Annotated in this window: 25 protein-coding genes; 13 read left to right on the plus strand and 12 right to left on the minus strand. The window is 39.9% G+C overall.

Going from position 1 to position 22,072, the window contains the following annotated elements:
• Positions 1-103: 103 nt before the first annotated feature.
• Positions 104-961, minus strand: coding sequence for a D-amino-acid transaminase (gene dat / locus R0K30_RS19920; protein ID WP_230030973.1), 858 nt, complete (start codon positions 959-961; stop codon positions 104-106).
• A 296-nt stretch (positions 962-1,257) separates the two neighbouring features.
• Between dat and R0K30_RS19925 the strand changes: the two genes are divergently transcribed.
• Positions 1,258-2,112 (plus strand): polysaccharide deacetylase family protein, encoded by an 855-nt coding sequence (locus R0K30_RS19925; RefSeq protein WP_099728809.1) that lies wholly within the window; start codon positions 1,258-1,260, stop codon positions 2,110-2,112.
• A gap of 39 nt (positions 2,113-2,151) precedes the next feature.
• On the opposite strand, the gene R0K30_RS19930 is transcribed toward R0K30_RS19925, so the two are convergent.
• The 3 genes from R0K30_RS19930 to R0K30_RS19940 all read right to left on the minus strand — a co-directional run bounded on the left by R0K30_RS19930 (position 2,152) and on the right by R0K30_RS19940 (position 4,267).
• Positions 2,152-2,883 carry an NAD-dependent protein deacylase gene (locus R0K30_RS19930; RefSeq protein ID WP_373605150.1) on the minus strand — a complete coding sequence of 244 codons (732 nt, stop codon included), beginning with the start codon at positions 2,881-2,883 and terminating at the stop codon, positions 2,152-2,154.
• Between the two features lie 29 nt (positions 2,884-2,912).
• Entirely contained in the window at positions 2,913-4,001 is a 1,089-nt protein-coding gene (locus tag R0K30_RS19935) for a mechanosensitive ion channel family protein (RefSeq protein ID WP_099728811.1), read from the minus strand.
• A gap of 164 nt (positions 4,002-4,165) precedes the next feature.
• On the minus strand, positions 4,166-4,267 hold the full coding sequence (locus R0K30_RS19940) for a YhdX family protein (RefSeq protein ID WP_008359843.1): 102 nt from the start codon (positions 4,265-4,267) through the stop codon (positions 4,166-4,168).
• 306 nt (positions 4,268-4,573) lie between these two features.
• On the opposite strand from R0K30_RS19940, the gene R0K30_RS19945 reads away from it, so the two are divergent.
• Genes R0K30_RS19945 through crcB (R0K30_RS19955) form a run of 3 tightly spaced genes read left to right on the plus strand, consistent with a single transcriptional unit; the run spans position 4,574 to position 6,056 of the window.
• Positions 4,574-5,290, plus strand: a complete 717-nt coding sequence (locus R0K30_RS19945) for a glycerophosphodiester phosphodiesterase (protein WP_099728812.1) — start codon at positions 4,574-4,576, stop codon at positions 5,288-5,290.
• Between the two features lie 4 nt (positions 5,291-5,294).
• The gene (gene crcB / locus R0K30_RS19950) at positions 5,295-5,690 is read left to right on the plus strand and encodes a fluoride efflux transporter CrcB (RefSeq protein ID WP_410612451.1); all 396 of its coding nucleotides are present in this window, start codon (positions 5,295-5,297) and stop codon (positions 5,688-5,690) included.
• Complete coding sequence (gene crcB / locus R0K30_RS19955; protein ID WP_410612453.1) at positions 5,691-6,056, plus strand: fluoride efflux transporter CrcB; 366 nt, start codon at positions 5,691-5,693, stop codon at positions 6,054-6,056.
• Here the strand turns inward: crcB (R0K30_RS19955) and R0K30_RS19960 are convergent.
• Both R0K30_RS19960 and R0K30_RS19965 read right to left on the minus strand, forming a co-directional pair.
• Entirely contained in the window at positions 6,053-6,445 is a 393-nt protein-coding gene (locus tag R0K30_RS19960) for a transcriptional regulator (RefSeq protein ID WP_099728815.1), read from the minus strand. The two genes, crcB (R0K30_RS19955) and R0K30_RS19960, sit on opposite strands and share 4 nt — an antisense overlap.
• 88 nt (positions 6,446-6,533) lie before the next feature.
• The gene (locus R0K30_RS19965; RefSeq protein ID WP_099728816.1) at positions 6,534-7,916 is read right to left on the minus strand and encodes a hemolysin family protein; all 1,383 of its coding nucleotides are present in this window, start codon (positions 7,914-7,916) and stop codon (positions 6,534-6,536) included.
• A 344-nt stretch (positions 7,917-8,260) separates the two neighbouring features.
• On the opposite strand from R0K30_RS19965, the gene R0K30_RS19970 reads away from it, so the two are divergent.
• Both R0K30_RS19970 and R0K30_RS19975 read left to right on the plus strand, forming a co-directional pair.
• Entirely contained in the window at positions 8,261-8,701 is a 441-nt protein-coding gene (locus R0K30_RS19970) for a MerR family transcriptional regulator (protein ID WP_099728817.1), read from the plus strand.
• A 58-nt stretch (positions 8,702-8,759) separates the two neighbouring features.
• Positions 8,760-10,091, plus strand: a complete 1,332-nt coding sequence (locus R0K30_RS19975) for a hemolysin family protein (protein ID WP_230030977.1) — start codon at positions 8,760-8,762, stop codon at positions 10,089-10,091.
• Positions 10,092-10,130: 39 nt separating this feature from the next.
• Here the strand turns inward: R0K30_RS19975 and R0K30_RS19980 are convergent, their stop codons facing one another.
• A complete protein-coding gene (locus R0K30_RS19980) occupies positions 10,131-10,733 on the minus strand; it encodes a lysophospholipid acyltransferase family protein (protein WP_099728819.1) in 603 nt (200 codons plus the stop codon).
• Between the two features lie 384 nt (positions 10,734-11,117).
• On the opposite strand from R0K30_RS19980, the gene R0K30_RS19985 reads away from it, so the two are divergent.
• The 3 genes from R0K30_RS19985 to R0K30_RS19995 are packed head-to-tail and all read left to right on the plus strand — an operon-like array spanning position 11,118 to position 12,938.
• On the plus strand, positions 11,118-11,609 hold the full coding sequence (locus tag R0K30_RS19985; protein WP_024425287.1) for a sigma-70 family RNA polymerase sigma factor: 492 nt from the start codon (positions 11,118-11,120) through the stop codon (positions 11,607-11,609).
• Positions 11,602-12,657 carry an anti-sigma factor gene (locus R0K30_RS19990; protein WP_410612458.1) on the plus strand — a complete coding sequence of 352 codons (1,056 nt, stop codon included), beginning with the start codon at positions 11,602-11,604 and terminating at the stop codon, positions 12,655-12,657. Before R0K30_RS19985 ends, R0K30_RS19990 begins: the two co-directional genes overlap by 8 nt.
• On the plus strand, positions 12,648-12,938 hold the full coding sequence (locus R0K30_RS19995) for an anti-sigma factor (RefSeq protein ID WP_410612460.1): 291 nt from the start codon (positions 12,648-12,650) through the stop codon (positions 12,936-12,938). The genes R0K30_RS19990 and R0K30_RS19995 overlap by 10 nt, the downstream gene beginning before the upstream one ends.
• A gap of 243 nt (positions 12,939-13,181) precedes the next feature.
• Here the strand turns inward: R0K30_RS19995 and R0K30_RS20000 are convergent, their stop codons facing one another.
• Positions 13,182-13,487, minus strand: coding sequence for a hypothetical protein (locus tag R0K30_RS20000; protein WP_230030979.1), 306 nt, complete (start codon positions 13,485-13,487; stop codon positions 13,182-13,184).
• The gene (locus tag R0K30_RS20005) at positions 13,477-14,289 is read right to left on the minus strand and encodes a C40 family peptidase (protein ID WP_099728855.1); all 813 of its coding nucleotides are present in this window, start codon (positions 14,287-14,289) and stop codon (positions 13,477-13,479) included. The genes R0K30_RS20000 and R0K30_RS20005 overlap by 11 nt, the downstream gene beginning before the upstream one ends.
• A 354-nt stretch (positions 14,290-14,643) precedes the next feature.
• Between R0K30_RS20005 and R0K30_RS20010 the strand changes: the two genes are divergently transcribed.
• Positions 14,644-16,017: an alkaline phosphatase gene (locus tag R0K30_RS20010; protein ID WP_410612463.1), complete on the plus strand. Its 1,374-nt coding sequence runs from the start codon at positions 14,644-14,646 to the stop codon at positions 16,015-16,017.
• A 47-nt stretch (positions 16,018-16,064) separates the two neighbouring features.
• Here the strand turns inward: R0K30_RS20010 and R0K30_RS20015 are convergent, their stop codons facing one another.
• Together R0K30_RS20015 and R0K30_RS20020 are read right to left on the minus strand one after the other, a co-directional pair.
• The gene (locus tag R0K30_RS20015) at positions 16,065-17,489 is read right to left on the minus strand and encodes a SpoVR family protein (RefSeq protein WP_410612465.1); all 1,425 of its coding nucleotides are present in this window, start codon (positions 17,487-17,489) and stop codon (positions 16,065-16,067) included.
• 67 nt (positions 17,490-17,556) lie between these two features.
• Positions 17,557-18,756, minus strand: a complete 1,200-nt coding sequence (locus tag R0K30_RS20020; protein ID WP_410612467.1) for a globin domain-containing protein — start codon at positions 18,754-18,756, stop codon at positions 17,557-17,559.
• Between the two features lie 183 nt (positions 18,757-18,939).
• Here R0K30_RS20020 and R0K30_RS20025 point away from each other — a divergent pair, with 183 nt between their 5' ends.
• The gene (locus tag R0K30_RS20025; protein WP_410612469.1) at positions 18,940-19,371 is read left to right on the plus strand and encodes an Rrf2 family transcriptional regulator; all 432 of its coding nucleotides are present in this window, start codon (positions 18,940-18,942) and stop codon (positions 19,369-19,371) included.
• A gap of 160 nt (positions 19,372-19,531) precedes the next feature.
• Positions 19,532-21,007, plus strand: a complete 1,476-nt coding sequence (locus R0K30_RS20030) for a catalase (protein WP_410612471.1) — start codon at positions 19,532-19,534, stop codon at positions 21,005-21,007.
• Between the two features lie 206 nt (positions 21,008-21,213).
• On the opposite strand, the gene R0K30_RS20035 is transcribed toward R0K30_RS20030, so the two are convergent.
• Positions 21,214-21,534 (minus strand): YqzG/YhdC family protein, encoded by a 321-nt coding sequence (locus tag R0K30_RS20035; RefSeq protein WP_410612473.1) that lies wholly within the window; start codon positions 21,532-21,534, stop codon positions 21,214-21,216.
• A 191-nt stretch (positions 21,535-21,725) separates the two neighbouring features.
• On the opposite strand from R0K30_RS20035, the gene R0K30_RS20040 reads away from it, so the two are divergent.
• Positions 21,726-21,974 carry a YhdB family protein gene (locus R0K30_RS20040; RefSeq protein WP_230030982.1) on the plus strand — a complete coding sequence of 83 codons (249 nt, stop codon included), beginning with the start codon at positions 21,726-21,728 and terminating at the stop codon, positions 21,972-21,974.
• The last annotated feature ends 98 nt before the right edge of the window (positions 21,975-22,072 follow it).

Here is a 22,072-nt window from a genome sequence, read left to right on the forward strand (position 1 = left end):
ACATTTCATTCTTCATACATACGTTAAAAATAAAAAAGATTGTAGAAAAACATGAGTTTCTCTACAATCTGAGGCTGTAAACGTTGGTTTACAGCCTTTTTCTTTATGAAGAAATGGATGCTTCACTTTCATGTTTAATTTTTTTCTGGAAACCTTCCTGTACACGCTTCGTGATCTCTCCTGGAACGCCTTCCCCTACTCGCTGACCATCTATCTCAACAATTGGAATGACTTCAGCAGTCGTCGAACTGATGAAAATTTCCTGCGCGCGCAGTAGCTCTTCTTTGCTTATACGGGTTTCTTCGACACTGCATCCTTCTTCCTCACATATCTCTAGCAGCTTTCTACGGGTAATGCCGTTTAAAATGAGATTGTTTGCTGGGTGAGTACGAATTACGCCATCAATGACGGCATATACATTCGAGGAGGTTCCCTCGGTCACAAAACCGTCTCTGATGAGAATCGCTTCAAACGCACCGGCTTCAGACGCTTTCTGCTTCTCCATGACGTTATATAACAGGTTTAAACTTTTAATATCACACCTTAACCAGCGAAGATCCTCAGATAATAAGGCCTTTGCACCAGCTGCCTGCTCTTGAACAGGTTTTTTCACATGGAACGTATATGCCGTGATTTGAGGAGTGAGAGAATCACCATATTGATGTTTACGAGGTGCGACACCCCGAGTGACTTGAATATACACACCGCCATCTGTTAATTGATTGTGAGCGACTAACTGTTTTAGTTTTTCTTCCATATCTGATACTGTACCTTGCAGATGAATGCCGATTTCTTTTGCACTCTTGAACAAACGCTCTGTATGCTCTTTTAATGTAAACAAAGTACCATTGTATACACGGATGACCTCATAGACTCCGTCGCCAAATTGATAACCTCTGTCCTCAATATCAACATGTGCATCTTTTTTTTCAATGAAATCTCCATTGTACAATATTTTCATATGGAATCTCCCCTTCGCTTTGCTTTAATGGTTGAGTCTGATGCTATCTTAGCGGATAAATGTAAACGTTTCAATGATTAATCAGAATTATTTCATACGAACATAAATCGATAACCTCCTATTGTAACAAATATAGATTCATAACCAAAAAGATTCCAATTTTTTAGCATCTTCTATATTCATAGGCTCTTTTTTCCTGTATACTTACTCCATATGAGCACGACAAAAAACAGCGGAAAAAGACAGAATCCACTACATGATTCGACACAAATTTTTGATTTATTGGAGCGATTGTAATGCAACGGGTTACGAAAAAACAGACACCTTCAAACACGATGCTGCTCTCAAAGGCGATTGGTTTAGTGATTCTATCACTGATCCTCTTTTTCATTTGGGATATGTCTAAAACCAATATGCAGGCAGCAGACCAGCCGGCTGAAATGTCTGCGAGCAGTCAATTCCGAGACACAAGCACAAGTCTGAAAGCAAAAGATGATTCTCCGAAAACACTAGATGCACATTTTAAGATCAATCCAAACAAACATGTAACGGATCAAACGATCTTTTTAACCTTTGATGATGGTCCTACTGCTACATCAAATCAGCTGTTAGATGTGCTAAAAGCGCATCAAGTGAAGGCTACATTCTTTATGCTTGGGCCCCAGATCAAAGAACACCCAGCAGCTGTTAAAAGGCTTCATCAAGAAGGTCATCAATTAGGGCTTCATGGCATCACGCATGATGTGAAACGCTTTTATCAAAAAAGTGATTCTCCAGTAAACGAGATGAAAGAAGATCAGCGCATTTTGGCTTCTGTCACAGGTGAGTATACACATCTTGTGAGAACACCTTATGGCAGTTCCCCCAATTTAACAGATCAGCAAAAAGCACGTTTAAAACAAAAAGGCTTTATATACTGGGATTGGACAATTGATAGCCTTGACTGGAAATATAAAAGCTCAAAATATGTACCAGAGGTATTGAATCAGCTGCAAGTGCTAGAGACAAAACACCCGAAAGAACCAAAAATCATATTAATGCATGATCAGCCAGCTACCGCAAAATACTTAAACAGTTTGATCACACAGCTAAAAGCAAAGGGCTATACATTTGAAGTCCTTGATGAAACAATGAAGCCGCTGCAGCAATAAAGAAAACCCGCACCTTTTGGATGCGGGTTTTTTGATGATTTATAGAGCTTTCACGAGATCGCCAATCCGTTCATGAAAGACAAGATCAAAAAGCGAATCGTATTCTGTTTCACTCAAATTCATCATCACCTTGAAGATGGAAGGATGATGGGCTGCATCTTCTGGAATATATCGTGCTGGCGCCACTTCTAGGGAAGTTCCCATAACCAGCAGCATGTCCGTTTGCTGAAGCGATCTCTCCACTTGATCAAAATGCTTCACCATATCTCCAAAAAGGACGACATCTGTCTTGAGCACACGTCCACACGTGCGGCGGCCTGAGGAGACCCTTTGACAAACCGGTACCTCTTCTTTTAATAAATAAGGCAGTTCATATGTCGTCCGGCAAGATGGACAAGTGGCTGTTTGAATGGAACCATGCAGTTCATAGACATGCTGGCTTCCCGCCCTTTTATGCAGGCCGTCAATATTTTGGGTAAAAATATCCACGTGCTTTCCTTGTTTCTCAAGGTTGGCTAAGAAATCATGTCCATCATTTGGTTCATACTCTCCACTCATTTTCATCTGAAACAATTCCTTAAATTTCGGCCAGAATTGATGAGGGTGTGATAAAAAATAGGACCGGCTCATCGCCTCCATGCGAGTGGTATCTTCTGTCCACAAGCCACCTGTTGATCTAAAATCGGGAATACCCGACTCTGTGCTCATACCAGCTCCTGAAAGGACTGTAATATGTGAGGCCTGCGTTAATCTCTCTTTTAGCGCTGCCACCTTTGTTTGATCCACTCACAATTCCTCCTTTATTCCCCCAGCTGTTTCTCACCCTTTTGTTTCATATAAATGGTCTGTCCAGGGAAAGCAAATTCTACACCTTCTTGATGGAAAATATCAATGATGCGATAGTTAATGTCTTGCTTCATATCGAGGTTTTCAGCCCAAGCCGTCGTGTTCGTGTAAAAGTTGAAAAATAAGCTCAAATAGCTGTCTGCCAGTACATCGAGATTCACCATGATCGTTTCCTTATGAACCCCATCATGCTCATGAAGCATTTGTTTAAGGCGTTTGATACACTTATCAATGTTTTCCTTTGGTGTATTGTAGGACACACGAACGGAGAACGTAATCTGACGTTTATTCATTCTCGTCCAGTTTGTGATTGGCTCCTTTGAAAGGGTGGAATTCGGCACTGTCACCACCGCTTCAGCAGGTGTTCTAAATTTTGTGCTTCGAAACGTAATGTCCTCTACAGTCCCAAGTACACTTGGTGTCTCTACAAAATCGCCCATCGTAAAAGGCTTCTCTGTAATAATGACAATCCCTCCAAAAAAGTTCGCCACTGTATCCTGCGCAGCGAGCGCAAAGGCTAGTCCACCTAGACCAAGTCCTGCCACAAGCCCGTTCACATCATAATTAAATTCTTGTGCAATGACACTAATACTTAATGCAATAATAATGAAACGAAGAACCTTTGATAAAAAAGGTGCTAAAATATCATCCATTTCTAATTCAAACTTCGAATTCACCTTTTGAAATAAGAATGAAGACGCAGCGGTTAAGTTACAAAGCCCCCATGTCAGCATCAATATAATAGAGGATCTATAAAATTTGATGATGACATCCATATGATGCTCAAAATATGGTGCCTGTCTTAATGCAAAATATAAACCAAGTGCCACAAAAAACAGTCTGGCAGGTTTTTCGAATGCCACAACAATTTGATTAATCACCTCGGTTTTAGACCGATTCGTCAGCCTAAAGAGAAGGTGAAATAAGTACTTCGTAAATACTTTCCGAAGCAATAAAAAAAGCAATAAAATACAAAGGCTAATGCCAATTTGGATCGCAATATCTACTGTAAAATATGTATCCATCCATTTTTGTGTAAACATGTCTGTCTCTCTCCTTTAAAACAATCCTCTCTAGTTTATAATATAACCTTCGTTTGTGTCCTCTCTTAAATGTCTGACCTTAATATAAAAAGCCTCGGAACCTATCCCGAGGCATGATGTTCAATTATGAAATTTTGGCTTGAGACATAACGACGGGCAGCAAACTACTTTTTCTTCTGAGCCTGATCAAGGAGAGTCGCTTTAAACATTTCAGCATCGGTTTCGACCTTAATACGTTCTTCAACTCTAATTCTCCCTTTACCCAATCATCTCGCCTCCTTTTCATCATTATAAAACATCAGAATTTTCAGTCAACATGACGAAAGCACTAATATTTTGACGAATGCTGACGATTTGGACAAAATTGATCGAAGAAAAATTGATGTTATTCAGATTTACTCAATAAAAGCTTGGGATATTCCTACAACTTTTCATATTGATACAACATGCTTTCTCAGCACATGCTATTTCACTATTACATACAGCTCTCACCTCTCCATATAGTAAAGAAGGAAAACCGGCAAAGCATTTGATATGATAAGATCAGAACGAATGTCAGGGAGCTGGAGCATGTGTATATTATCGCGCATAGAGGGTCATCAAGCGCTGCCCCAGAAAATACAATCGCTGCGTTTGATTTAGCAGTTCAGCAGGGGGCAGATTATATTGAGTTAGACGTACAGCTGACATTGGATCAGCACGTAGCCGTGATCCATGATGATACCATTGATCGAACGACAGACGGAAGCGGCTTAGTGAAAAGTTATACACTTGATCAGCTGAAGAAGCTGGATGCAGGAAGCTGGTTTGATGAACGGTTCGCCAACGAACGAATCCCCACATTACAAGAAATTCTTGAAAGATACAGACAGCGCATCGGGATACTGATTGAGATCAAGCAACCAAAACGGCAGATTGGGATTGAAAAGGCAGTTGTCGACATCATCAACCGGTTTACCTATTCCCGTCATATCATGGTTCAATCTTTTGATGACAATGCACTCCAACGAGTCAAAGCTTATGCACCTTCTCTTCGAACAGCTTTTATCATAAAACCTTCCGCCTTAAAACTGGCGAAAAGAAAATTAGCGGTGTACAGTTCCTTTGCGGATTGTCTTAATATGAAGAAAACGATGATCAACAGATGGTGGATAGACCGCATCCACTCATTCGGGATGGATGTATTTATATGGACAGTGAAAGATCAAAAAACAGCCAATCGGATAAAAAAATACCCCATTGATGGAGTGGTGACAGATCACCCACCATTTTTTCAAAAGGAGAAATGACTAAATGAAAGCTTACCTTGCCGTTTTTATCGGTGGACTGCTTGGCACACTTTGCAGATATGAACTAAGCCAAACCGTTGTCAGCCAAACATTCCCCTATGCAACGATGATCGAAAACATTTTGGGCAGTCTGCTTCTTGGTTTTGCGACAGGATACTTTCTATTTCAGAAGGGAAAAAAATATCTTGCTGCTTTGATCGGAACAGGATTTTGTGGTGGGTTTACGACAATGTCCACTTTTTCTAAAGAGACTGTTCTCCTATTACAGGCTGGACAGTTCAATTTGAGCATGATGTACATCCTGCTCTCCGTGATTGCCGGAGTGGCCGTTGCCTTATCTGGACTTATGATCGCTCAGCAGCTCTTTCATCAAAATGAGCAGCAGAAAGGAAGCAGATAAATGATTATTTTTTATACAGCTGTTGCCGGCGGGATTGGCAGTGCTCTTCGTTTTTTCATCAGCCAATCGATTCAGAAAACTCATTCCCATGCTCGTTTCCCATACAGTATCATTCTTATCAATTTATTAGGTGCTGCCGGTTTAGGTTTACTGACAGGTGCAGTGACTGCCAATCATCCACTGCTTGTGATTATTGGAACCGGGTTTTTCGGCGGCTTTACAACATTCTCTACTTTTAGTGTAGAGTCTGCGACCATGCTGATGCAGCATCAAATAGGAAAGCTCACTGTCTATTTATTTGTGACGATCATCGGGTCTTTATGTCTCTTTGCTGCGTTTTATCAAATAGGACAACACCTTTTTTAAATATTCGTGATGGCGGCTAAGCTAATGAGCAGCTGATCCATTAACTGGCGCTTCATTAAAAAAAGTGTTTTTTCACTATAGCCGATTTCGATTGCACATTTTGCCATCCGCCAATCTCTAAAATATTTGTAATCAATCAGCTGCTGCTCTATGTCATCCAATTCTTTTAGTGCTGTTTCAATACAAGCAACGATTAGTTCATACTGGTTTTTCTGTTCTTCTAACTTTTTTCGTGTCATGTGATCCTGATGAAGCGGATTTCTTTTTTCAAGCTGCCTTTCAATATTTAAGATTGCTGCCTGATAATTTTTGAAATTCTTCAAATGAAACTCAATTCGTTTCATTGAGGTTTTTTTCTCCGTGCTGCTTGCTGTTTCATACCAAAGCATGTCCATCCCCCTTAACGAACGTTTGTTCTTATTATATACGAACGTACATTCGTTAAAAAGAGACTAAATACCTAAAAAAACCTTGAGCTTATTTTTCGCTCAAGGTCATTTCGTTTACTAACAGCGGCTCTTTTATATCAAGCCCAGTGCGTGTGTTTCCTTTATCCGATGACGTGACGCCTTTCTTCAGGTCGATCTTTTTAATATAGCGTCCATCCATTTCCAGCACCTTTATCCGAATGTCATCAAGATAAATAGACTGTCCTTCTTGGATATCAATATTTTCTTTTAAGATTAACCCGCCTATTGTATCAATTTCTTCATCATGATAGGAAAGCTCGATCAAATCATGAATTTCATCTAATCTCACTTTGCCATCTAATACATAATGATGTTCGGCTCTTTTTTGAATGACCGGCTGCTCATCTTCATCAAATTCATCTCGAATGTCTCCGACAATCTCTTCTAAAATATCTTCCGTTGTAACAAGTCCAGACGTTCCGCCATATTCATCGGTTAACACCGCCATATGCATTCTATCGCGCTGCATCTTGACGAGTAGTTCCTGAATTGGAATCGTGTCAATCACTTCAATCACAGGATATATATAATCTTGAATCTTCAGTTGATCTTTTTCTTCCTGATACACAATATCTGCAAAGAGCTGCTTTTTGTTCAACATGCCAATGACATGGTCTTTATCCCCTGAAAATACTGGAAAGCGTGTATACTTTTCCTTTGTCATGATGGCCAGTATATCGTCTAATGGCATATCTTCTGGGATTGCGCAAATTTCTCTTCGGGGTATCATGATCTCTCTGGCAATTCGATTATCGAAATCGAAAATTTTGTTCATATAGTTATATTCTGATGAGTTGATTTCCCCATTTTTTAAGCTCTCAGATAATAAAATCTTCAATTCCTCTTCAGAATGGGAATGTTCTTTTTCAGAGCCCATATCGATGCCCATCATTTTGGTCAACACTCGGGCTGATCCGTTTAAAACATAAATGAAAGGGAACATGAGGATATAAAATGCATGCAGCGGGCCTGACAGCCAAAGCGTCATTTTTTCTGCCTTTTGAATGGCGAGCGTTTTTGGAGCAAGCTCACCTACGACTACATGCAAAAAAGTAATAATAGAGAACGCAAGTGTTGCTGAGATCAGGCTGATTGCTGAATCAGGAATGTTTGTCAAACCGAAACCTCGAACCAAAAGTTCTTTCACTGCCGGCTTACCGATCCACCCTAAACCGAGTGATGTCACTGTAATACCGAGCTGACAGGCTGACAAATATTCATCTAGCCTTGATGTCACCTTTTTCGCCATGATGGCCTTTTTGGACCCTTCGGCAACAAGCTGATTAATTCTGGAACTTCTCACCTTCACAATGGCAAACTCAGATGCAACAAAGAAAGCTGTTAAAGCAATCAAAACACCAACTATACTCAGATTAACAATATCGTCCATTTAACCTTGCTCTTTCTTAGAAGAACAAGGAGTCACCTCCTGATTGATGATGTTGTCTTTTGCAAAACGGTTAACTGATTAAATAAGACTACTTTGAGGGTCCCACTTAACCACCTCCGATTCACGTAAAATCCGCCTCTCTACATATCTACATATATATGAAACGGTATTCAATTTATTTTACCATAAATAATCTGAAAATTCCTGTATCGTCATGTTATTTTTGACAGGACAACCTAGAACGAGGGAAATCCCCCTCTGTTTCTTCTTATTGGCAGGAAATATGAACAATTAACTTGTATTTCAGCATAGAATTATATTAAACTATTTTCATAAACTATAACGTGACGGTTAGGAGGAGATGTTCAGATGGGGCTGAGAAAAAGTATCGTATTGGTGAACTAGCACAGATTGCACAGGTGACGAAACGAACTGTAGATTATTATACAAATCTCGGATTGCTTGCGCCTGTTAGATCTTGCTCAAATTATCGTTATTACGATGAACATGCTTTAAAACGATTACAATTAATCGTTCTTTGCAAACAGCAGAGATTGGCTCTTTCTGACATCAAATCCAGATTAAATGAACAATTCCCTTCTCAAAAAGAGAACCATGATGAACTTGTCCATTTAACCTCTGATATCGATCAGATGAATGAGCATATGGACCGCATTTTGGCACGTTGTAAGCAGCTTCAACCAGAACAACGTGAAAAACTAAAAGAGCAGCTTACACCTGAAAAAATGACGGCTGTCCAATCATTTTTACTGCTGTTAAGTTAAAATTTTTACTAAACAGGAGGTGTTACCTTCGTTCTCAAAGTCAGAACGAAGGCCTTAATTGGACATAGTTAATTTACTCATAGTTGCTTTACTTATAGCTTTAACCGCATTTTTCGTTGCATCAGAGTTTGCGATCATTCGCTTAAGAAGCTCAAGAATTGATCAATTAATCGCAGAAGGTAATAAAACAGCAGTTGCTGTCAAGCATGTGACGACTCACCTTGATGAGTACTTATCTGCCTGTCAGCTTGGTATTACCATTACCGCCCTTGGAATAGGTTGGTTAGGGGAAGAAACGATTGCGCATATGCTTGCTCCACTGTTTGTAGAGCTGTCAATTCCTCAATCAGCTAGTCACATTGTCACTTTTATTATTGCGTTTAGTATTATGACGTTTTTACACGTTGTGGTTGGAGAGCTTGCACCGAAAACACTCGCCATTCAAAAGGCTGAGCAAGTATCCCTTCTTTTTGCTAGACCGCTGATGATCTTTTACAAGGTGATGTTCCCGTTCATTTGGGTATTAAATGGATCTGCTCGTCTATTAACGAAAGCGTTTGGTCTACAGCAAGTATCTGATCATGACATGGCGCACTCTGAAGAAGAATTGCGGATTATTTTATCAGAAAGCTATAAGAGCGGCGAAATTAACCAGTCTGAATTCAAATATGTGAACAAAATTTTTGAATTTGATGATCGTCTGGCGAAAGAAATTATGATTCCTCGTACCGAAGTTGTCAGCTTCCCTCACGATATTACCATTGAGGAAATGCTGAAGGTCACCAAGGTAGAGAAATATACACGTTATCCAATTGAAGATGGCGATAAAGACAACATGATCGGTGTTGTGAATATTAAAGAGGTTCTCACTGCGTGCATTAGCGGTGAATGTTCTACAAGTGATACGATCGAAAAATTTGTGAATCCGATTATTCATGTGATTGAAACGGTTCCTGTTCATGATTTACTGCTAAAAATGCAGCGTGAACGTGTACACATGGCAATCTTATCAGATGAATATGGCGGTACAGCAGGTCTTGTTACTGTTGAAGACATCCTTGAAGAAATCGTCGGTGAAATTCGTGATGAATTCGATATTGATGAAATCAACGAAGTGCGTAAGCTGGGAGAAGACCATTACATCTTTGATGGGAAAGTCCTTGTGGATCAAGTCAACCTACTGTTAGGTATTACACTTGATAATGAAGAAGTGGACACGATTGGCGGCTGGTTCCTCACGCAGAAGTATGAAGTAGAGAAAAATGACTCCATTCGTGAACAAGGCTATGAATTTATCATTAATGAAGTCGATGGACACCACGTGGTATACATCGAAGTCAAAAAGTTAAATGAACAACTATTAGAAGCAGCCGAAGAAGGCGCTTCGTAAGAAAAAACGACCCTTGCCCTAAGCAAGTGGTCGTTTTTTTTATGCCTTTTCCATTAATTGAGCTTCAAGTTCTTTAATTTTTGTATTTAATACTTCCGTCATAGCACCTAATCTTTCTTTTGGCGGCAGATGATCGAATTCAGACAGTTCAATCGGTTCCCCGATGATTAAGCGCATTTTCCCCTTTTTGAAAAGACTTTTCGCATTTGATGGTCCTTTGTACGCCGCTGGAACAATTGGCGCTTTGCCGAGCTGTGCAATGGTGACCGCCCCTCTTTTTAAAGGAACATCTTCTGTTGTACGTGTTCCACTTGGGAAAATGCCAACGATCTTTCCCTCTTTTAATAATTTAATGGGCGTTTTAATACTGCTTGGCCCAGGATTCTCTCGATCAACTGGAAAGGCATGAATTCTTTTTAAAAATCCACCGATCCATTTATTTGCAAACAATTCTTTTTTCGCCATGTAGTGGATCTCAAACGGAAGAATTCCTGCGCCTAGTGCAAGAACATCCACAAAACCCTCATGCGTACATGCAATGACAAAACCTCGATCCGTTGGCAGATTTTCTTTTTGATATACTTTGATTCCGCCTCGGAGAGCAAAAAATGCTTTGATGGTATAGCCTGAAAATTTATACATAGTGCACTTCCTTTGTTTGAAGAATGAAGGATTTGTTTCTATTATAACAAATTTTTTATTACCTGGTACTAAAAATTTTGTGATGCCGCTAAAATAAAAGCTGCTCACTAAAATCAGCTTTTCGTTTGAAATCCTTGCTCCTTCTGTATTCAGACATGCGGTTTTAGGAGAGAATAAAATAGGAATTGTCCAATTTTGTCGTTTTTCGAAGGTTTTTCCTGATTTGTTCTATTGAAAATGCTTTATAAATGAAGCAAATTTCGCTATGATAAGGAGAAATGATTTTGATTCGGCGAAAGAGATGAGTAATGTACGGCCTATGAGAAGTTTCGTGCAACTTTATGCCTTTCTTATGCGTGTATAACATAGAGGGGAGAAAAATCAGTGACGATCGATGAAATTTATCAAATGTATATGAACGATGTTTACAGGTTTCTGCTCTCCATGACAAAAGACAAACATTTGGCGGAAGACTTATTGCAGGAAACCTTTATGCGTGCTTATATACATATTCATTCCTACGACCATAGCAAAGTGAAACCTTGGTTATTTCAGGTGGCACGAAATGCTTTTATTGATTATGTCAGGAAACATAAAAAAGAAGTGACCATATCGGATGATCTAATTGGCGGCCTTTTACAAACGTCTGTACAAAGCCCTGCTGAACAGGTTGAAATAAAAGAAGTTCTCACCATGTATTTGGAGCAGCTTCCAGATAACTACAAGGAAGCGTTGACATTGTATTATTTAAAAGAACTGAATTACAAGGAAGCATCCAAGGTCATGAATATTACTGAAGCAAATTTTAAAAGTGTTTTATTTCGTGCAAGGCAGCGCCTAAAAGCACTTTACAACAGAGGTGTTAATGATGAATGAAGAGTTTAACAAGCGATGGGAACAATATAATAATGGCGAGATGAATGAGGAAGAAATGATGGCGTTTGAAGAAGAGCTTGAAGAAAATGAAAAGCGCTTAAGTCAGGAGCTGAATGACTCGGATTGGACAGACTTCTCCATCAGTCCTGAAAAGCAAAAAGCCATTTTACAATACGGAAAAAGAAAGTCTTACTTACGTATTTCCGTACTTGCTGTCATATCTACACTCATTATTTTACCACTTTGTACATTGGGAAGTTATCTATACTACGGAGTTGGCGGAGCAGAGAGCAAAGGCAATCATTTCATGGAAACAGCTGCTGTGACAGTCGCTCTGACAAAACCAAACGTGGCCATTGATATGAAGGATTTAAAAGGACAGGTCAAGCTGTTTGGTATGAACACAGAGCTTAAGCTGCAAAAACAAATTGGCAATAAAACAGAAGCCATTGGCAGTGAACAAATTGAAATGTTTTTCGATAAATTAAAACAGCCTACAATCTCTTATTATGGTGACAGTGCACGTAATACGGAGGATTTCTTTACCCACCCTTCTACGCAGGCAGATGCATCAAAAAAACAAACACTCACGACTTTAGACAAGCTTCCTGAAGGAACAGTGAGTGAAGTGTATGTATCCTATGACAAAGCTTACACACCAAAGGACGTTTATTCCTTGGCTAAAAAATATGATATGAAAGTGCTTTGGAATGCGATTAAAACAGAGGATTCATTAAGTAGGAATCAGCGCCCGATCGGTTTTCCTGGGAAAGACTCCGAATTTTTAAAAGAGCTTCAGCACACATCAAAAACAGAGGTAGATCAATTCAAAGATGCCCTTGCCTATGTCAATCAGCATCCAACCTGGGCAAAAACGATCTCCGGCAGACCTGAACTTGACCTGTCTAACCGAATACGCTATATCAATCAAAATGGTGTCACGATTTATGGCTCTGTTGTCACAGGTCCTTCTAAAGAAATTGAGAAATTTGTGAAGACAAAACACATTAAAACGGCAAAAGTGAGCGAGGTGGAATTATGGAATTGATAAGAATTTTTAAAGAGCATAATGTATTTGGCTGGATTTCTGTCGGCACAGCTATTTTATCCCTGCTCATGCTGAACCTCGCCATTATCAGCAATGTGACATTTTATTCTTTTCAAATGCTTCCTTTTGCAATGGCCGCAGTTCCATTTGGCATTATTGAACTGTTCATCAAAAAAGGCCGTACGGGCCCAGGTTTCCTAGGTGTCGTACTGAATATCTTTGTCATTGTTTGCGTCTATGCCATCGTATCAATTGATGTAGATCTTCAGTTAGGTTTTTAATGACTCACAAAATGAAAAGCCAGTGCTACTTGACTGCACCAAGTAGCACTGGCTTTTTCTGTGTATCCATTTATTTCTTATTTAATTCTGAGTTGCTTTCTTGAATATAAGAATACACAAATCAATTCGATAGCAAGCCAGATGAAGAAACGAACATATGTGATGACGCCAAGCTTATAAATGATGATTGAATAAAAATAAGACTCCCCTTAGCGAGTCCGTATTCATGTTATTTAAAAGCCTTTAGACTGGTAGTGAACTATAATAAAGGTCCACTCCTGTTGCGCGAATGATATATGAAAAAAGAGACTGCTTCATGAGCAGTCTCTCAGATTGTTGACAAAGGGCTAAAATGATCTTCATTTTAGCCCTTTGTCTTCTTTTCAGCGTGATAGAAAGCCCTTGAAGTCTAGGAAGGACGAGTACCGGAGCGGAGCGAATTTGTGATTCGTGAGCACCGGCACGCAGGACTGACACAGAATGCGAGGGTTTGTCTACACGCTGAAAGACTGCTTCATGAGCAGTCTCTTTGAATAGATTAGTTAACAAATGTTTTCGCTCCAAGGTAAATCGGCTTCCAATAGCTTGAATTCATATCACTGATCGTCACACCGTCAGAAGCAGCATGGATAAACTTGTTGTTCCCAATGTAGACACCCATGTGAGATGGACCAGATTTATATGTCGTAAAGAACACAAAATCTCCAACCTTCGGTGTTGAGACGCTCTTCATCGAGCCCCAAAAACCTTCTGTTGTTTGTCTTGAAATCTTTTTTTGCTTGTTAATGATATACCACATAAACCCGCTGCAATCAAAGCCTTTCGGTGTCGTTCCACCCCATTTATATGGTGTACCGTTCTGTGCTTTAGCATCTGATACGAGCTTAGACTTGTTTAATGAAGAAGTAGAGACTGTTTTTCCTTTGACAGGTGTTGTCTTCGCTTTAGACGTCTTTTTCACCTTTAGCTTTTGTCCAATTTTGATGAGGTCTGTTTTGAGTTTATTTAATGATTTCAGCTCTTTCACTGTCATCCCATACTTTTTGCCAATTTTAGATAGTGTATCACCTTTGACAACTTTATGAGTGGCTGTCGCTGAAGCCGCTTTTACTTTTGTTGTTGTTTTTTTCGAGGAAGTTCCATTTACTTTTAACGTTTGTCCAACATAAATCATGTCAGATTTCAGCTTATTGTCTGATTTAATCTTGCTCACGGTTGTTTTGTATCTTTTCGCTAGAACAGAAAGAGAGTCACCTTTTTGAACCTTTACTGATTGTGCTGAGGCAGTTCCGGCAAATAATGTCGTCCCAAGTAGAACTGCACTTGCAGCTGTGATCAATTGTTTTTTCATTTGTTCCTCCTGTATGTATCTATCGTGATCCGAATTTTTATCTACTTTCTATTATAAGGATCAAATACCAGAAGAAATAGTCTTGACTTCCTACGACATTATGCTTATTAATTCGGCAAAATTTATTTTTTTTTAGGGTTCTTTTTATTTCATTTTTATTACACAATCATGACAAAACGAATGCATCCTGGCATGGATAAATGATACATTCATTTCTCTTTTTGGTTCATTCTATGTAAAGTGGACCTTTACAATTTTAAAGCGAACTTTACGGTGCTGTAAAATGGAATCCACACTTCTGCTCTACCATTGTAAACGTAAGAGCGATACATAAACAATGAGGAGGCAAAATGAATGAGTGTGTTGAAAAGCTCGAAAACGAAAATAGCTGCTGTAGCAGCAGCATCTGTGCTATCGATTGGCATTTTTTCAGGAATTGAATTTGGACAGGCTGACAAAGCTGAAGCGAAAAAGAAACCAAAAAATGACGTACAAAATGTGATCGTGCTAATTGGAGATGGCATGGGAACACCTTATCTTTCAACTTACCGCTCATTTAAACACAACGGAGACCTTTCAAAGCAAACAGCGTTTGACCCTTACCTCACTGGCATGCACAAAACGTACCCTGACGACTCTAAAAGTAACATCACCGATTCAGCAGCGGCCGGTACAGCCATGGCGACTGGTAAAAAGACATACAACAATGCCATCAGCGTAAACAAAAACGGCAAAAAATTAAAAACAGTTTTAGAGGAAGCAAAGCGCAAAGGAAAGTCTACGGGTCTTGTCGTGACATCTGAATTAACCAATGCTACGCCTGCTGCGTATGCCGCCCACAATGTGTCTAGAAAAAACACAGCAGCCATTGCCGATAATTTCTTCGATGAGAAAATCGGGAAACAGCATACAGTCGATGTCATGCTTGGCGGAGGACTTATCGATTTTGTTCGCAAGGATCGTGATCTGACGAAGGAATTCAAAAAAGCAGGTTATGATTATGTCACAAACAAAGCAGCCTTGCAAAAAAACAAAAACCAAAAAGTATTAGGTCTTTTTGCTGATGGCGGTCTCGATAAAGCCATTGATCGCGATAAAAACACCCCTTCTCTACAAGATATGACGTCCTCAGCTATTAAACAGCTATCTAAAAACAAAAAAGGATTTTTCCTCATGGTCGAAGGCAGTCAAATTGACTGGGCGGGACATGACCATGATATTGTCAGTGCCATGAGTGAAGTAAAGGATTTTGAAAATGCATTTGAAGAAGCCATTCGTTTCGCAAAAAAGGATAAAAATACGTTAGTCATTACGACTGCGGATCATTCCACTGGCGGACTTTCCTTCGGGGCAGACGGCTCCGGCAGCTGGGATTACAAACCTGTAAAAGCAGCGAAAAAGACACCTGATTTTATTGCAGACAAAATCGCAGGCGGCATGACTGTTGAGTCTGCGCTCAAACAATATATTGAACTTGATTTCACAAAAGAGGAAATTGCTTCTATTCAAAAAGCAGCTGAAACAAAAGATGTTGTTCAGATTGATGATGCGATTGAAGAAGTCATCAACACGAGATCACATACAGGCTGGACAACATCAGGTCATACAGGTGATGAAGTACCATTTTATGCGTATGGACCAACAAGCCAGCAGCTAAAAGGTCTCATGGAAAATACAGATCAAGCTAAGCACATTTTCAAATTGCTTAAAAAACCAATAACTTTGTGAAACACAAAAAAAGATGTCCTAAAGCAGACATCTTTTTTTGATCTTTTTTATGCGAGATATTTCCTATGAACCCCTTTTCCATCGTATGAAAACATCACTTCTTTTCCTTCAAGAACTGACTCGATATGCACACTTCTTCCCCACAGCTGATACAAATACGGGAGCACTTTTTCTAAGTATTTCAGGTCGAGCTCAATGCCTTCGTACCAATGCTTGATATAGAGTTCATTGTTTTTCAAATAGTCGCCATCGATCACGGTCAAATAAGGAAAACCGCCATTGATCCTCATGCTCACAAGCTGATCACGAACAGCCTTCCATTCTTTATCAATGACTTTATAGTCTCTCCCCTGCTTTTGAAACAAGTACAAGTCTTCTCTCATCACAAGGTCTTTTGTTAAGTAGTTTCGAATAAAGGAAATATCCGATTCAATTTCCCGCACTTCAAACATTTTGCTGCGGCCGGACCCTTCTGTCACCCCTGTTTTTTTTAATTCTTCGCATGGGTTGTCATAACGCTCTTCAATATCTTCAAATATCTTCAACCCTAAATAGTAAGGGTTGATACCCGTCTTAGATGGCTGCACCACGCCTGCATTTAATTTCGCAAACTCAATCGATTCACTTGAATCTAAATCGAGCTCACGCATAATCCGCTGATGCCAATACGATGCCCAGCCTTCATTCATAATCTTTGTTTCCAGCTGCGGCCAAAAATAGAGCATTTCCTCTCTAAGCATGGTCAGTACATCCCGCTGCCACGGCTCTAGCTCCCTGGAGTGCGCTTCAATAAAGAGCAAAATATCTTTTTCTGGCTTTGGCGGAAATTGCTGGACGGTTTTCTTTTTCTCACGCGTCTTTGGCTCATCCATTCCCCACAAATCATCATACGGTGTTTGACGTTTTGGTTTATCCTCTTCATATTCTTCTTCATCGTCTATATTCCAGCTTAATTTTGAACGAACAAGAGACGGATCAATATGCTCCTGCAGAGCCAATACCGCATCTAAAAAGGATTCGACTTCTTTTGTTCCGTGGATATGCTCATACTCTTTGATTCGCTCTGCCGCCGCAGCCATGCTTTCTACCATATCTCGTTTTGTGTTTTGAAAACGGCAATTATTTTTGAAGAAATCACAGTGTGCCAGTACATGAGCCACAATTAATTTATTTTGAACAAGCGTATTGTTATCTAGTAGAAAGGCGTAGCAAGGATTTGAATTGATCACCAGTTCATAAATTTTGCTTAACCCTAAATCATAATGAAGCTTCATTTTATGAAATTGCTTTCCAAAGCTCCAGTGGCTAAATCGTGTTGGCATTCCGTATGCACCGAACGTATAAATAATTTCCGCGGGACAGATTTCATACCTCATCGGATAAAAATCTAGACCAAATCCTTCTGCAATTTCTGTAATTTCATCAATGGCTCTTTGTAAAAGACGTTTTTCAGATACGCTCAAGCAAACCATCCCTCCTCATCGGACTTATCCCTACTATATGAGCGTATCTAAAAAAACATGATGTTCCGCCATTCGTTTAGACAACTTCCATTTCTTTCATGGATTGCCCGCCGAATGCTTCGAAATGTATATTCTGTTCTGGAATTCTCATCTCTTTTAGGATATGGATCATCTCCTGTGTAAATGCTGCAGAACCACATAGATAAAACTGGCCTTTCCCTTCTCTAATTACTGATTGCAGGAATGGACGGTCAATCCGGCAAGCCGCCTTCTCAACTAGCTCGCCCTTTCCGGACTGTTCAAATTGCTCGTTACATAGGATGATGCGGCCAAGAGAAGATGAAGCCAGAACGCTTTCAAACTCTTTTTCAAAAGCGGTTACATCCTCTAATCGGTCTGCATGAATCATCGTAAACGGCTGATTGCTGTGAGCTGCTGTTTTCACTAAGCCTACCATTGGTGTGACACCGGAACCGGCACTGATGAAATAAGCGGGCTCTTTTGTGTCTTCTTGCAAGCAGAACATTCCCTGCGGCATACTCACTTGAAGAACGCCCCCTTCTTCCATTTCATCATGCAAGAATGTGGACACATGACCATCACGCTTTACTGTGATGCGGTAATAAGACGGGTGATATTGATCTGATAAGCTGTATTGTCTGCTGCACACATAGGCTTCGCCCGGCATATCTGCCTGCACAGTAATGTATTGACCCGCTTCATACATTGGAAGCTCTGATTCATCTTCTGGTACTAAATAAAAAGAGATAAGCGCTGGAGATTCTTGTTTCTTTTTCTTGATGACAAACGGTTTGACATCTGCCCATCCGCCTTTTTGTTTCACATTTTCATTCATCATTTCTGCTTCAATCGTGATAAATATATTCGCAATGATATCATATGCGGCCTTCCACGCTAATAATGTGTCATCCTGCTCAGTTAATCCAAACACTTCTTTCATCGCTTTAATGAGGTGATACCCGACGATTGGATACTGCTCTTTTTTCACCATGACACTGACATGCTTATGGGCGATTTGTTTCACCGCAGGAAGCAATTGTTCTAATCGATCGATGTGCAGTGCAGCTTGATATAGTGTCGCAGCAAGCGCCTCTGGCTGACTTCCGTTCATGAGGTTCGTTTTATTAAACTGATTGAGAAGCTCTGGGTGCTGCCTGATCATATTTTGATAAAAAACAGTCACAAGTTTTGTTCCCTCGGCTTTTAGTAAAGGGGCTGATTGTTTAATCGCGTTCATTTGATCTGTGGATAACATCGTTATTCCTTCTTTCGAAAGATGTATTTTAAATACATCTTTATCTTAATGGATGACGGCTTATAAAAGCAATATTTATAATACATGTTTTAAATGTTCTCACATTTAACACTTTCTCGACCAGTTCTTGTCTAAAATGTGTTACGATGATACAAAACTCTATTAGGTTTAGAGGTCGTCCAAATGAAACTTACGAATTATACAGATTTCTCATTAAGGGTACTCATTTATTTAGCGTCAAGAGACAACAATGAACTGTCAAATATTCAGCAGATTGCCGATATTTATGGCATTTCTAAAAATCATCTAACGAAGGTGATTTACCATCTTGGAAAATGCGGGTATGTGGAAACAATCCGCGGGAGAAATGGCGGGATTAGGCTGGGGAAAAGCCCAGAAAGCATTAACATTGGGGAGGTTGTCCGCTATACAGAGGAAGACTTAGTCATGGTCGAATGCTTTGATCCAAAGAAAAACAGCTGTATCATCTCCCCGATTTGTTCATTAAAGCATGTGCTTCACGAAGCTCTCACTGCTTATTTACGCGTTCTTGACCAATACACATTAAAAGACTTAACACAAAACAAAGATGCTCTAAGAGAGCTCCTCCTTTAGACGAAAGAATTTCATTTCTTTCGTCTTTTTCTTTACCTCCTTGTAATAATAATTTATTTAAAATTATTATAAATAAATATTGACTATCATGTTTGATTCACTATAATTAGGGTATATAGATTGCTAGAAACCATTTTTTTGTTTACAGGAGGAGAAAAGAATGACAAACTCAAATCATAAAAATTTGACAACGAATCAAGGCGTGCCTGTTGGAGATAACCAAAACTCAAGAACAGCTGGTCGCCGTGGACCTTCATTTCTCGATGATTACCATTTGATTGAAAAGCTTGCACACTTTGACCGTGAACGTATTCCAGAGCGTGTCGTTCATGCAAGAGGCGCCGGCGCTTATGGTGTGTTTGAAGTAGAAAATAGCATGGAGAAACATACAAAAGCAGCCTTCTTAAGTGAAGAAGGGAAACAGACAGACGTTTTTGTTCGCTTCTCAACGGTTATTCACCCTAAAGGTTCACCTGAAACATTACGTGACCCGCGCGGCTTCGCTGTGAAATTTTATACAGAAGAAGGCAACTTCGATTTGGTTGGTAACAACTTGCCGATCTTCTTTATTCGTGATGCATTGAAATTCCCTGATATGGTTCACTCTCTTAAACCAGATCCTGTAACCAATATCCAAGATCCTGACCGTTATTGGGATTTTATGACCTTAACACCTGAATCTACTCACATGCTTACATGGCTTTTCTCTGACGAAGGAATCCCTGCCAACTACGCAGAAATGCGCGGTTCCGGTGTCCATACGTTTAGATGGGTGAATAAATATGGAGAAACCAAATATGTGAAATATCACTGGAGACCATCAGAAGGTATTCGCAATTTATCCATGGAAGAAGCAGCAGAAATTCAAGCAAACGATTTCCAGCATGCGACAAGAGATCTTTATAATCGCATTGAAAAAGGCAACTATCCAGCCTGGGACCTATATATTCAGCTTATGCCGCTTAGCGATTATGATGAACTTGATTATGATCCATGTGATCCAACAAAGACGTGGAGCGAGGAAGATTATCCGCTTCAAAAAGTAGGACGCATGACACTTAACCGCAATCCTGAAAATTTCTTTGCTGAAACAGAACAAGCTGCTTTCACGCCAAGTGCACTAGTCCCAGGTATTGAAGCGTCTGAAGATAAACTGCTTCAAGGTCGTCTTTTCTCATATCCAGACACGCAGCGTCACCGTCTTGGTGCGAACTACATGCGCATTCCAGTCAACTGCCCTTATGCACCTGTGCAAAATAACCAGCAGGATGGCTTTATGACAACGACTCGTCCAAGCGGTCATATTAACTATGAACCAAACCGTTACGAGGATCAGCCAAAAGAAAACCCTCACTACAAAGAAAGTGAGCCTGTTCTTCACGGTGACCGTATGGTGAGACAAAAAATCGAAAAACCGAACGATTTCAAACAAGCTGGGGAAAAATATCGAAGCTACTCTGAGGAAGAGAAACAAGCGTTGATCAAAAACCTAACAGCTGATCTCAAAGGTGTAAATGAAAAAACAAAATTACTTGCGATCTGCAATTTCTATCGTGCAGATGAAGATTACGGACAGCGTTTAGCAGATTCACTCGGTGTGGATATTCGCTCATATCTTCAAGGAAGCATGAAATAATTGAATTCGTGTTGTTTGACAAAGGGCTAAAATGATCTTTATTTTAGCCCTTTGTCTTCTTTTCAGCGTGATAGAAAACCTTTACAGTCTAGGAAGAACGAGGAGCGGAGCGAATTCGACATTCGTGAGCACCGGCACGCAGGACTGACACAGAATGCGAGGGTTTGTCTACACGCTGAGCGCCTCTTATCAAAAGAGGTGCTTTTTTATAACCGAAACACATTAATACTAATCAAATGTCCGGTCACCGGGTGAAAATAAATTTCTGCGTGTGCTGCAAAAAGGGTCGATCCTTCCTTCACCGTCACGCGAAATACATCTTTTGTCTGTTCATCATTTACTTTTGATCGTCCAATGTAATGATAGTCGTTTAAAGCGGCGCCTTCATATTCATCTTGCAACGCTGTATAAGCAAGTCTTTCCCAATTTTCAACGGGCTGCACCGCTGCTTTTGATGCAGGATGGATCATGAGACTGCCGAGCAAAACCATTCCTGCTGCAAAAAGCATCCACAATTTCGGCTGCATGATATCATTGATCTCACTTTCATGTATATTTTGATTAGGTTTTGCTGAACGACCCTTTTTCATACATGAAGCATTTATTCAGCCTATAATTTCCGGTACGCGATTCATGCGGACACCAACTTTTCCCCTGAAAAAGTCGATATGATCCGAGCAAACTAATGAGGACTTCTCAAGGGAAAGGAGAAGGTTTCATGAATGTGGCGGATTATGATAAGGCACTTTATTATACGCATCGCTCGCAATGGGATAATTTACTTATTCTTATGGTACGTACGCGAGATGACTTGCTCTCGAAACGTATTGAGCATTTCTTACATGCGTATCAATTTAACCGAAACGATGCAGATGTTGAAAAATGTTTATACGGGCTCCTGCAGTACATTGATCATGCTTCAGAGGCTGCTGCTGCTGAAGTTTATTCAGAACCGCTGTACACATAAAGAAAAAGGCTGATTTTCAGCCTCAGGCTGTCGAGAAAATCTCGACAGCTTTATTTTTTTCTTAAAATTTACATCTCCTCATTTTATAATAGAGAAAA

Origin of the sequence: Bacillus sp. SIMBA_154 (assembly GCF_046536015.1) — a bacterium.
GTDB classification, from domain to species: domain Bacteria; phylum Bacillota; class Bacilli; order Bacillales; family Bacillaceae; genus Bacillus; species Bacillus pumilus_P.